Source organism: Thalassotalea agarivorans (genome assembly GCF_030295955.1).
Classification (GTDB): domain Bacteria; phylum Pseudomonadota; class Gammaproteobacteria; order Enterobacterales; family Alteromonadaceae; genus Thalassotalea_D; species Thalassotalea_D agarivorans.
In genome coordinates this window covers 2,166,499-2,179,911 of record NZ_AP027363.1, presented here as the reverse complement: position 1 = coordinate 2,179,911, position 13,413 = coordinate 2,166,499, and the positions used below count along the sequence as shown (strand labels likewise).

5 protein-coding genes are annotated in these 13,413 nt (G+C 42.4%); 3 read left to right on the top strand and 2 right to left on the bottom strand.

From position 1 onward, the window contains the following. Positions 1-25 precede the first annotated feature (25 nt). A complete protein-coding gene (locus tag QUD85_RS09955; protein WP_093328269.1) occupies positions 26-1,423 on the bottom strand; it encodes a sugar porter family MFS transporter in 1,398 nt (465 codons plus the stop codon). A 570-nt stretch (positions 1,424-1,993) separates the two neighbouring features. Between QUD85_RS09955 and QUD85_RS09950 the strand changes: the two genes are divergently transcribed. Both QUD85_RS09950 and QUD85_RS09945 read left to right on the top strand, forming a co-directional pair. Continuing rightward, entirely contained in the window at positions 1,994-5,086 is a 3,093-nt protein-coding gene (locus QUD85_RS09950; RefSeq protein ID WP_093328271.1) for a reprolysin-like metallopeptidase, read from the top strand. A gap of 68 nt (positions 5,087-5,154) precedes the next feature. Then, positions 5,155-7,428, top strand: a complete 2,274-nt coding sequence (locus QUD85_RS09945) for a reprolysin-like metallopeptidase (protein WP_177168852.1) — start codon at positions 5,155-5,157, stop codon at positions 7,426-7,428. On the opposite strand, the gene pulA is transcribed toward QUD85_RS09945, so the two are convergent. After that, positions 7,421-10,108, bottom strand: coding sequence for a pullulanase-type alpha-1,6-glucosidase (gene pulA, locus QUD85_RS09940; RefSeq protein WP_177168853.1), 2,688 nt, complete (start codon positions 10,106-10,108; stop codon positions 7,421-7,423). The two genes, QUD85_RS09945 and pulA, sit on opposite strands and share 8 nt — an antisense overlap. A gap of 413 nt (positions 10,109-10,521) precedes the next feature. On the opposite strand from pulA, the gene QUD85_RS09935 reads away from it, so the two are divergent. Next, positions 10,522-13,320 carry a TonB-dependent receptor gene (locus QUD85_RS09935; protein ID WP_093328275.1) on the top strand — a complete coding sequence of 933 codons (2,799 nt, stop codon included), beginning with the start codon at positions 10,522-10,524 and terminating at the stop codon, positions 13,318-13,320. Positions 13,321-13,413: the final 93 nt, after the last annotated feature.

The window sequence follows — 13,413 nt, the reverse complement described above, 5'->3', positions numbered from 1 at the left end:
AAAGGAGCCAATTGGCTCCTTTTTTTTAACCTTCCATTTGTTCGAGTTCTTTGCCTTTGGTTTCTTGAACCAACTTAATAACAAATACTACGCTTAGTAGTGCGCATACTGCATAAAAGCCGTAGGCACTTGCTAAACCGATTGTAGCTAGCATGATAGGGAAGCTCATGGTAATAGCAAAATTTGCTAACCACTGCATCAGACCGGCTACCGCAAGTCCCGAGCCACGTAATTGATTAGGGAACATTTCGCCCAACATAACCCACATCACAGGACCCCAAGACATATTAAACAAGAACACATAGGCATTCGCAGAAATCAGCGCAAGCGTGCCATAGTCGCCAAGCGCGAGACTTCCATCTGCTGTGGTTTCTGCGTTACTAAACGCGAACGCAACTAGCGCTAAGGTTACCGTCATGCCAACAGAGCCAATTATTAATAATGGCTTACGGCCAATACGATCGATAACAACCATGGTAATAAAACAGGCTAATATACTAATGCCGCCACTGATGATATTTATCATCAGTGCGTCGCTTTCAGAAAAGCCAACGGCTTGCCACAATACCGCGCCGTAATAAAAGACAACATTGATACCAACAAGCTGCTGAAATGTTGCTAAACCAATACCAATCCACACTATTTTGCGCACACGCAAGGTCTTTTCTACAAAGATATCGCTAAGACGAGGTTTATGGTGGTCACTGGCTAGTGAGTCATGAATTTCTGCTATTTTGTCAGTTGCTTCTTTCTCGCCATATAAAGACGCTAGTACTTTTTGTGCTTGATCTTTTTTGTTGCTTGCAACTAAAAATCTCGGACTTTCAGGGATCAGGAAAAGTAAAACAAAGAATAGGCTAGCAGGGATCAGCTCTATCCAAAACATCCATCGCCACGCCTCAAAATCTAGCCAAAGTAGGGCTGTAGACTCTCCCGCTAAGTCGGCAAGTAGGTAATTACTGACAAAAGCCATAAACAAACCGGAAATGATGGCCACTTGTTGAATACTGGTTAAAATACCTCGTTGCTGCGCAGGTGCTATCTCGCTGATGTAGGCTGGCGCCATCACAGAAGCTGCACCAACCGCCATACCACCTATAATGCGGTAAACAATAAATTCACCTGAAGAAGCAGCAATACCGCTTCCCCAAGCACTGATGATAAAAAATACGGCACTGACGATTAGTAATGTTTTACGACCATATTTATCAGCAAGTGTGCCGGCGAAAAATGCGCCAACCGCACAACCAAGTAACATACTGGCGACATTGAATCCTGTCCCCATACTATCTGAGTTAAAAGCTAGTTTTAGGCCGTCTACGGTACCGTTGATAACACCCGAATCAAAACCAAATAGAAATCCACCAATGGTTGCGACGAGCGCTATAAGGACGATAAATAGATTATTATTTTGCGACTGCATGCTCAATTCCTTGACTAATTGAAAGCGCTTACATTGCATGTTTAACTGAATTTTTGCAACAAAATTTGTCGTTCAAACACTACATTTTTGTTACAAACCGCCTAGAAATAAGGCCTAAATGTAAAAAAATGAAAAAAAATATCATCACCTAAGTTATTGTTATGTAAATAAATTGGTTAAAAAATGATCAAAACTTAACAAATATTTTACATTTTGGGGTTGTTTTCTACACGAAACTTTACGTAGAATGCTTGTCGTAAAAATAACAATAAATAAGAGAAATAGGAGGAAGAATTACGTAACCGCTGTTTTGTGTTATCGGTTTCTTTCCTAGGTGCTAAGAATAAAAATAAAACGAGAAGTTTTAACCATCTTATGCGTTTTGGAGTATAAAACGATTTCTTCGTAAAAAGTAGTGTGGCTTTTTCAAACCATTTGATCTGCGTGGTTGTGCAGTAGTGTGTTTGAACGACAATTCTTTTTGCAGCAACCCAGTTGTGCGTGAGCTTCCAGCTGTTTTGCATGTGTTTGCATGCAAAGTAATCAGGTGCGCGAGCTTTGGGGTGCAGAATGATTCGAGTATTTCGAATATTTTTTATTATTTTTGTTGTTAGCATAAATACGGCGACAGCAAATCAACACACATTTAATCAATGGTCAAAAACTGTCGTTGCGGCAAAAGGTCAGCAACAAATAAATGGTAAAGTCATCTTTTCAACGGATGAAAGCCAGCTCATTGAGTTTTTCAACCAATCATCAACAGAACAACAGATTGCATTACCTTTACCTAACGGTGACCTGGTGTATTTCTCGCTTACACCCAGCAATGTACTCACCCCAAAATTAGCCGCTAAATTTCCTCAGCTTAAAACGTTTACTGGTCGTTCTTCGAATGGTTCAACGGCGGTTATTGATGTTACCGCACATGGTTTTAATGCGATGTTTCGTCATCAAAACAAAATCTATTACGTTGATGCGATAAAAGCGAGTAAGGGTAACTATGCCGTATACAGCGGAAAGCCGTCTTCGTCAGAAGTAAGTGATGCGTTTGTCAGACATGAACCAATTCGCAGAGCAATAGAAGCAAAAACCGTTTCTGCGAAGGCTGTTGCTAGTGACACCACGTCGGTAGAAGTGTCTAAAAAACGAATCAAAGTATATAGACTCGCTATGGCTGCAACAGGTGAATACACCAACTATCATGGCGGCACAAAAGAAGACGCGTTGTCAGCAATGACAACAATTGTTAATCGATTGAATCAGGTATTTGTTCAGGACGTTGGTATTAAGTTTGAGTTAGTCGACGATAACGACAAAATCATTTTCACCAATGCTGGATCGGATCCGTACAATAACAGCACGTCGGATGGCAACACCAACACCGATACTTTAAATGAAATTCTTGGTGTTGACGGCTATGACATAGGCCATGTGCTGACAACCAAAGGTGGCGGTTTCGCCTCAATCGGAGGTGTGTGTTCCACTTACTTTAAAGGATATGGTGTGACCGGGGCATCGAAGCCTGATAATGACGCTTTTTATATCGATTATGTAGCCCACGAAATTGGTCACCAGTTAGATGCAGATCATTCGTTTAATGGCACTAAAAACCATTGTGGTAGTGGTCGTCGTTCATACGCTGCATATGAACCAGGCAGTGGCTCCTCTATCATGAGTTATTCGGGGTTATGTGGCGATCAAAATCTTCAGACAGATTCGGATCCATTTTTTAACAGTCACACGATTAGCGAAATTCGTAATTACATCGAAAACAAAGATGGTAAGCGCTGTGGACGTTTTGAAGATGAAGAAAACGCAGAGCCAGTAGTTAATGCAGGTGGCGATTATACCATCCCAGCTAATACACCATTTGAATTAATAGGTAGTGCAACAGATGCCGAAGGAGATACCTTATCTTACAGCTGGGAACAAAGTGATTTAGGCCCCGCGTCAAGTAGTGCCGCAGAAATGATTGATGACGGTGAGCGTCCTCTTTTTCGTGTATACGCGCCGGTAGATCATGCCGTTCGCTCCTTCCCACGATTGACCGATGTATTAGCCAATAGCACATCTAAAGGCGAAACATACGCGACTACGACACGTGAATTAAATTTTCGACTGCAGGTTAGAGATGGTCGAGGTGGTAACAGCTTCGACGAGATGCGCGTAAATGTCGTCGATACTGGCGAATCTTTTAAACTTACCTCGCCGGCGATTAATGCACTATGGTCTGGCACTGAGGCTACTGTTCATTGGAATGTAGCAGGTACCAGTAGTGGCGACATAAGCTGTCAAAAAGTCGATATATCCCTTGCTACAGACGGTGAAAACTTTGATCTAGATCTTGTTAAAGGTACTGCAAATAGCGGTTCGGCAACATTTTCTATTGAAAGTGTAACGAGTACAGAAAATGCTCGGGTAAAAGTTAAATGTAGTGATAATGTATTTTTTGCCGTTAACGAAGGTAAGTTTTCTATCAGTACAGATGCCGACGTGACGCCTCCCGCACCAGAACCCGAGCCTGAACCTGAGCCAGAGCCTGACCCAGAGCCAGAACCTGAGCCAGAGCCAGAACCGATGATTTCTATTTCTGGTCAGAAAAACATCTCTGTAGCACAACAGCAAACATTAACCTTGCAGAAATGGCACTTCTACTATGTTAATGGTCCTGCGGATGACTTTGAGGTTGTGCCAGGTGACAACTATACATTTAGTAATAAAGTGGTTACGCCGAACAATGATTTTTATGGCGAATTACGCGTTGGTGTGCGACCTGTTAAAGGGGACGATAAAGGCGAGGTTTATCAAGCAAAAGTGTCTGTTGAAGCGTTGCAAGCGCCAGCTATTGTCGGTCACCTTAATATAGCGATAGAAAGTGGAGAAAAGTTAGTTATAGAGCCAAGCCTGTTTGACTACGATGATATTGAGGCTGACGCTGTCAAGCTGCTGTCAGGCGACAACTATCAGGTGGAAGGGGATGCACTTGTTGTATCAAATGACTTTGTCGGTGAGTTATCAGTACAAGTTATACCGAGTGCAGGCTCTCTAGAAGGTGAAGTCTACAGTTTTACTATTGAAGTTGTAGCGCCGGCTGTCGCGAAAATAGTTGCAGCGGAGCAAATGTCTACTGTTCAAGGTCAATCTATTACGGTGTCTGTCGATATGTTTGAATTTGAAGATATTGTGGCAGAAGAAATAGCGATTTTAAGCGGCCAAAATTATGTCGTCAACGGCAATGCGGTTACGCCTAATCAGGCGTTTGTTGGTGATTTGTCTGTGAAGGTTATCCCTGTCTATCAGGGAAGAGAGGGCGAAGCGTTTAACTTTTCAATTGCAGTAACACCGAGCGAAGAAGCAGGTGGCGAAGATAACGGCACAGAAGAAGAACAAGACGGCGGCAATGAGCAAGAAGGAGATGACGCCGGAGAGCAAGATGATTCGTCTACTGATGACAACGGCGATGAACAAGACCAATCAGATAACAACGGTGATAGTGACAATGGCGATAAGAGCCAAGGTAACGAAACTGATAGTAATCAGCAAAACCAGTCACAAACTGAAGTAAAAGCACCAGCTGCAAGCAGTTCAAGCAGTGGCGGTAGTGTTTGGTGGTTGTTGTGCGTTATGGCACTTAGTCTTTTGAGAAGAAATGTAAAGGCGTAGTTATTTATTGGTTAATTGGCCGAGCATTGTTAATATTAAAACTGATGTTAACTAGCTCGGCTATTTTTATGATTTATCCACGTAGACCATTAAGCACTGTTTTTGCGTCTTTTGTATGTTTCGCAGTGTGCACTATACCTACTCTAGCTTCAGCAGAGCAGGCGCCATTATTTCAACCGGCTACATCAGATTTATCCTCGTCATACCATAGTTTTTCCATTAATGATTTTAATGGCTTGCAGCAACGATTGAATGCTGACGTTGCTACCATTTCTATCGAAGTGCCGACACCTAGCGGTACGTTAACTCGTTTATCGCTGGTTCCCTATGATGTTCTGCCCAAGCCATTGCAACAAAAATATGGCAGCATTAAAACATTTAAGGCCTACGCGGACGGACAAAGCGATGCTATAGGGCGTTTTGATATCACCGCCAAGGGTTTCCACGGTATGTTTTACTACCAACAAGATACCGTGTTTATCGAGCCAAAACCTGGATTTGAAGGCCTTTACTACAGTTATTTTCAGAGCGATAAGCGCAACGACAGTGCGCTTGCCCCACAAAAACTGCCGCCGAAAATGGTCGACTATTTAACACAGCAAGTTAATAGCGCCCAAAAATCCGCGCGTACCGCTAATAATCTGCGCAGAACCTACCGTTTAGCGGTAGCCGCGGCTGGTGAATACACGCAGTATCATGCCGATGGAGCAACTAACGCCACTGAATTAGCCTTGTCTGAAATAACGACGATGGTAAATCGAGTCAATCAAGTATTTGAACGAGATTTAGCAATTTCTTTTCAGCTTGTTGAAAACAACGACCAGATTATTTATGAAGATGCCAGCACAGACCCATTTAATAATGATAGTCAAGACGGTGGCTTAAACACGGCGCTGTTAAACGACATCATTGGCGTTAACAATTACGATATAGGTCACGTTGTTAACACGGGAGCAGGGGGCTTAGCCGTAATTTCTGCTGTGTGTGATGCAAATTTTAAAGGTGATGGTGTTTCAGGTAACCCAAGTCCAATCAATGATAGCTTCTATATTGATTATGTCGCTCATGAAATAGGTCATCAATTTGGTGCGGAGCATAGTTTTAATGGTGAAGCGAGCAATTGTCTAGGTAATAGAGTGGCTGGTTCGGCTTATGAACCGGGTAGTGGCTCAACAATTATGTCTTATGCGGGCTTATGTGGCAGTCAAAATTTACAGCGTTTTGTCGACCCATTTTTTAACGCAGGCTCAATAGAACAGATTCACGCATTTGTTAATCGCGCCGATATGACTGATTGTGGTGTGTCTGAGAATATAGATGGCAGTGCGCCAACGATAAATGTAACCGCTGAATATACGATTCCTGCAAATACGCCCTTTGTGCTTGATGCAGAAGTTGCTGATAGTGATGGAGACCAGTTGTCATATAGTTGGGAGCAACGCGATCTAGGCTCAGCTTCCAATAGCGCAGCACAAATGATTGATGATGGCACACGTCCGCTGTTTAGAGTATTTGCCCCTTTAACCGTGTCGCAGCGCTTCTTCCCTCAAATGTCGGATATTTTAAATGAAGTATCTACGTTAGGTGAGTCACTGCCGACAACAGACAGAACACTTAATTTCAGACTAACAGTTAGAGATGGTAATGGCTATGTCGCGTTTGAAGATACCCGTTTAACTGTTGTTAATACAGGTGAGGCTTTTGACGTAACTAAACCGACAACAGATGAAGTTTGGCAAGCGGGCAGTACAGAGATTTTATGGAATGTCGCCGGTACAGATCGCGCACCGATAAGCTGTGCATCTGTCGATATTTTCTTGTCTGGTGCCCAGGTTGGCGTCTTTGACCAGCAACTTGCCGCCAATGTGCCGAACAATGGTGCATATACCTTAACCGAGATGCCTGCCGGTAAAACAGAGCAAGCTAGAGTACTCGTTAAGTGCTCTACCGCGCCGTTCTTTGCGGTAAGCCATGGTGACTTCGAAATAGACAATTTGGTGCTGCCCCAAATTACCGGTCAAAGCCCTTTGTCTGGTTTTGCAGGGGATCTCATTGCAATTTCGCCTAGCACGTTTACTTATCAAGACTCTGTTGCTGATCAAATCAGAATTTTTGATGGCGAAAACTATCGCGTAAATGCTAATGGTATTGTTGCCGATACAAGTTTTGAAGGGGTGCTTACGATAGATATTGAACCTAGCATCAATGGCTATGCTGGCGAGGTGTTTAGTGCTCGAGTGACGATTCGACAAAGACCACAGGAAAGTAGCAGCGGTGGTGGCGTTTTATACCTATTACCGCTACTAATATTCGTGCTTCGCAGAAAAGCTAGCGTTAGCTAGCTTTTCTTACAAATACAGCCGTTGTTAGTGCTGGCACTTCGATGGCTGCGTCTAGCAGTTTGCTTTGCTTAACAACGTCATCGCTACCCGCTTGTTGGACAGGGTGTAGCTCAAAGGCCTTTGCCTGTTCAACTGATACTCTTTGTGGCTGAGTACGAGGATTAAATATAACAATAATTTCGTCTATTGTTGGGTCAATTTGTGCTTCTCCTGAGTCGCTTAGGCGCATCGCAATAACATTATTGTTACCCTCAATAAAATCTACTTTTTCAACGATTTGCTCAGCAGTGTTTAATCTAAATAACTTACTACTCATTCTTACGCGAACAAAATCTAAAAATACGTCTCGTGAAAAAACAATGTCTTCTTTTGTCACGTGATCTCGACCATCATTTTGCTCAAGTAGCGTTCTGATAATTGCCCAGTTTGCTTCATCCTTCTCTGCCGGCGGCAACCCTACATTGTAGTTATTCGTGTTGTAACTAAAGTCTACTTTGTTAAACCAGTCACTGTAGTCGTAACTGTCTCGTAAGAAAGATTTTGAACGCAACAATTCACTGCCCATATGAATAAATGGAATTCCCTGAGCGAGCAATGGATAACTTAAGTTTTGCGCTTGAATTCGCACACGTTGTTTTGTTGTCGTGTCATAAGGCAAACGATATTGATTGTTATCCCATAACGTTTGATTATCATGTTTAGAGACATAGTTTATGGTATCAGCGGGTTTTAACGCGTAGGCTGCTATAGTGCCACCATAAGGTACATCTGTACCTTTTACTTTGTTACCTTGTGCCGAGGTAAAACTAAACTGCTTCAAATTGGCGGCCAGGCCTAATTTAATAATGTCTTGATATTCGTCGTATTTTGCACGTGTATCTGTTGCGATAAGCTCATTTTCCATATGCATCAAGCCACTGCCTATACCTTGGCTTTTACGAATATCTTCACCTTGTGCATTAAAGGCGCCGCCGCGCACGGCATCACGTAATCTGTCAGTAAAGGTACCAATATCTGTGCCGCCTAAATTAGATTGGCTCGCTTGTTCAAAAATTGCGTCTTTTGCCACTTCGCCAAAATCCCAGCCTTCGCCGTAAAAGTAATTGTCTGGATCAATCGCATGAACGCGATCGCGTGCGGCAAGCATGGCTGCTTTAGGCTGGTGCCCCATTAAATCAAAACGATAACCATCAATTTTGTATTGCTCAGTCCACAGCGCAAGCGAATCAGACATTAGTTTATCCATCATTGCGTGCTCTGTTGCCGTATTGTCGCAGCATGTTGATTGCTCTATCGCACCGGTGAGCGGATTTAATCTGTGATAATAACCTGGCACAACTTTGTCGAGTACAGAGTTTGTAGCAAGGCCAGCTGCATGGGTATGGTTATAAACAACATCCATCACTACGCGCATGCCCATTTCGTGTATGGTTTGTACCATTTGTCTAAATTCAATGATACGGCTATAGCCGTCACTGTCCTTAGCGTAGCTACCTTCTGGTACATTGTAGTGGAATGGGTCGTATCCCCAGTTGTATTTGTCGTGGGCTCGCAGTTGAGAAACGATATCTTGGGCAAAAGTATCTGAAGGTGCTGAAACAAGGACTTGTTGCAAACTTTGTTGCTTGTCGATGTCACTATCACACAGAGAAAAATCTGGCACAATAGCGCAAATTTCACTAATGCTAGATTGCTGATCAAACTGTTGCGTTGGTTCTTCATTAACCGTGCCAATATCGAAAGCAGGTAATAAGTGGATAGTGTTAATACCTGCCTCTTTCAACATGGTAATATGCTTTACGCCATCGGTTTCGCTGTTGCTAAACGCTGCATATTTGCCTTGATCGGCTGCAGGTTGTGTTTTATCGCTGGCACTAAAGTCACGAATATGTAACTCATAAAAAATATTATCTAACGGATCGTTAATACCTGGGACAACGTGGTTATCCCATCCTTCTGGCTTTAATTGCGCTGAAGAAAGATCGACGATCTGTGAAAATTCACTATTGGTCGATAAAGAGATTGAATAAGGGTCGGTTACGTCAATAACTTCTACCTTATGGGTTTGTGGATGATAAGTCGTGACTTCATAACGATAAAAATCGGTGGCTACTGCTTGGTTAGTATCTAGATGCCAAATGCCTGTTGCAGCATCTTCCTCTAGTTGCTGAGTATGTTTTAAGCTTTTATCTTTGTTGTACAGCTTAACCTTCACAGATTGCGCCGTAGGAGCCCAAAGTGCGAAGGAAACAGCATCTTGTTTTACCATTGCGCCAAATTGGTTGTATTCGTTCGCATCGTTTTCGCCAGCCGTATAGAGTAAATCAATTACGCCGGCCTTTTGCACTTTGCTCACATAGTCTTGTGATTCATTGGTAATGACCAATGCTGTTTTTAACGCAGCTTTGGCTGCATCGTCTGTAATATTTGCTTTATATACAGAAAACGCTGATAAATGAGGATAGTTACTATCAACAATGGCGTCCGTTTCGCGTGTAAATACAATACGTTGGTCTTGAGCAACTAACGTTAAGTTTTCACCTTGGTCGCTGGGCACCAGCAAGGTGTCTTGAGAAATCCAGTGTGCCGAATATTCTGAAGGCGATAGCGAATTATTTACGGGAGCGTCGCTACACGCGGCTAATAAGCTAGCTGTAATAAGTGTCAAAGATCTTTTCATTGCTTTCTCTGTTTCTTGTGTCTTTATAAGCATAGCCATTTTTACTTGCTTTAGCCGATACACCAAGTCTAGGTTCCATTTTGCATACGTATTCAAAAATGAAGGGGTAAACGTTTACATCTGTAAACTTTTAAAAACGCTTTCTAAAAACAGTCGAGTTGCAAAGGCTTTGTGGATAAAGGGCTATAGCAATAAAAATGTTATAATGACGGTCCATTTTGTAAGTAGTTGTAACTAAACCTCTGCGGTTTTGCATAAATTTGAATACGTATGCAAAAAGTAGGTTTTGCCTTGATGCCTCTTTATATTAGGAGCCTCAATTAACGTTGAATGTAAATTAAACAACAACATAAAAGCCTTACTAGATAAGGTTTATACAATTACTAAGCAGCGATGCAAGGGGAGAATCATCCATGTTAAAGTTTAAGCCAAGCAAATTGACGCTTGCTATGCTTTCTAGCGGTTTTATTGCCATGAGCGCATCATCTTTCGCAGCAGAAGAAGCGCAAGATGAAAACCAAGCGGAACAGCAAGACGTAGAAGTTATTGAAGTTAAAGGCTTCCGTGGCAGTATCGTCGAATCAATTAGCACAAAGCGTTATTCATCAGAAGTTGTTGAATCAATTTCAGCAGAAGATATCGGTAAATTGCCAGACTCTTCAATCGCAGAATCCATTGCACGTCTTCCAGGTCTAGCTGCACAGCGTCTAGACGGTCGTGCAAGTAAAGTATCGATTCGTGGTTTTGGTGAAAACGAAAGTGGCACAACTTTTAACGGTCGTGAACAAGTGTCAATCGGTGACAACCGTGGCGTTGAGTTCGACTTATATCCTTCAGAAGTTATGGCAGGCGTTACAGTATACAAAACGCCAAGTGCTAGCTTAGAAGCGGAAGGTATTGCTGGTATCGTTGATATGCAATCAGTTAAGCCATTAAGCCAAGATGGTCAAGTGATTCAGTTCAACGGTCAATTTGAGAAAACAAGCTTCGAAAAGCTTAACCCAGACGGTGATGACACTGGTTTCCGTGGTACTTTCTCATATATCGATCAGTTTGCAGGTGACACATTTGGTGTTGCATTTGCTTACTCAAAAATGACTTCTCCTAACCAAGAGAAGCGTTGGAACTCTTGGGGTTACCCAGAGTTTACAGGCCCTGATGGCAACAATTACTCTATCTTAGGTGGTGCAAAACCATTCGTTCGTTCTTCAACATTAAACCGTGATTCAGCGATGTTGGTGTTGGAAGCACAACCTACAGATAAATTACAAATGACGTTAGATGCGTTATATGTAAACTTCACAGATGAAAAAATCTTACGTGGTATCGAAGTACCATTTGCTTGGGGTCAAGGCACAATCGATCCTGATTCAGTTGTTGTTGACCAAGAAACTGGTTTTATCACATCAGCTGTTACTCAAGGTCAACGAGTTGTAGTACGTAATGACTACGAAGAGCGTGATGCAGACCTAACGTCTTTAGGTTTCAATACCTCTTATCAACTAAGCGAAACGTTTATCCTAGAGTTTGACGCAAGTTACTCTGCGGTTGAACGTACTATCTGGTCTCTAGAGAGCTACTCAGGTACTGGTCGTGGTGACAACGTAGGTATTCCAGACGACATCGGTTATGAATTCAACGGTGGCAACACTGGTGCAGTATTTAACCCAGGCCTAGACTATGGTGACTACGACCTAATCAAACTAGGTGGTCCATTAACATGGGGTTGGAGTTCAGCGCTTAATGAAAAGTATGGCATCGTTGGTACGCCACTTGAAAACACAGCGCAAGACGGTTTCTTAAACACGCCATCAATTGATGACGAGTTAGTAACACTTAAATTAGCTGCTGAGCAAGAGTTAGATAATGACTTTGTAAGCGCAGTTAAATACGGTATCTCACATCGTACTCGTGAAAAGACAAAAGATTCTGAAGGTTACTTCATGACAATCAATTCTTTCCCGGATACGCCAGTAGTACCAGAGCAATATCGTTTAGGTACAGTTGACCTTGGTTTTATCGGTATGGGTAACATGATTGCATATGATTCAAATGCAATGTTACGCAACGGTGAATACGACTTACTTGCTGAAAGCTTAACAAACACAAGCCACGCGTCTAAATCTTGGCAGGTGACTGAAGAAGTAACTAATGCCTACATCCAAGCGGATTTAGACTTAGAAGTTGCTGACATGCCGTTAACAGGTAATGTTGGTGTACGTTATGTTTACACTAAGCAATCTTCTGATGGTGCAGCTTCTGAAAACGTAAATGGGGTAGTTCAAACATCACCTGTTTCAGCAAGCCATGATTACAACCACGTACTTCCAAGCTTAAACTTAGCGCTTCAAATTACTGAAGAGCAAACGCTTCGTTTAGGTCTTGCTAAGACAATCGCACGTGCGCGTCTTGATGAAATGAATGCATCATTGTTAACGTCATACAGCCAAACGCCTGACTCAGAAGGTAACTACTGGTCTGTTAGCGGTGGTAACATTGAGCTTGAGCCAAAAGAAGCTACAGGCTTAGACTTAAGCTACGAAAACTACTTCTCTCAAGAAGGTTATGTTTCAGCTGCATTGTTCTACAAAAAGTTAGACAACTGGATTTTCGACGGTCAGTTTGAAGTTGACATGACAGGTGTAGCAGATCCAAACACTGGTATCGTTCCACCACCAGAGAACTCAAAAGGTACTCAAAGCGGTAAGATCAACGGTGGCAATGGTAACCTTTGGGGTTATGAGCTTTCTGTAACATTACCATTTAACGTATTCTCAGATAGCTTAGATGGTTTAGGTTTGATTGCTAGTCACACAGGCATTGAATCAGACATTCAAGATCCAAACGGTAACGACTTTGAATTACCAGGTCTTTCAGACAGCATCCAAAACGTAACAGTTTACTTTGAGCGTGCTGGCTGGCAATTACGTGCAAGTGCACGTAAGCGTAGCGACTTTAAAGGTGATATCTACGGTGTAGGTTTTGACACAGTACAAGTTGACATCCTAGGCGAAACAGTAGTTGATGCTCAAATCGGTTACGACTTCGGTGAAGGTGGTTTTGAAAGCTTAGACGGTTTATCTGTATTCCTTCAGGGCTACAACTTAACGAAAGAACCATTTACTACGCTTTCTGGAGACAATGCGTTACAAGTACGTGATTACCAAGACTACGGTAGCACTTACTTACTTGGTTTCTCTTACAAACTTTAATCTCCCCTCGATTTAGAGTTTGCTTGTTGGAAAGCCCTTGAATTTAGGTTCAAGGGCTTTTTTATTGTATGCTAATTAAGCTTACATAATTCA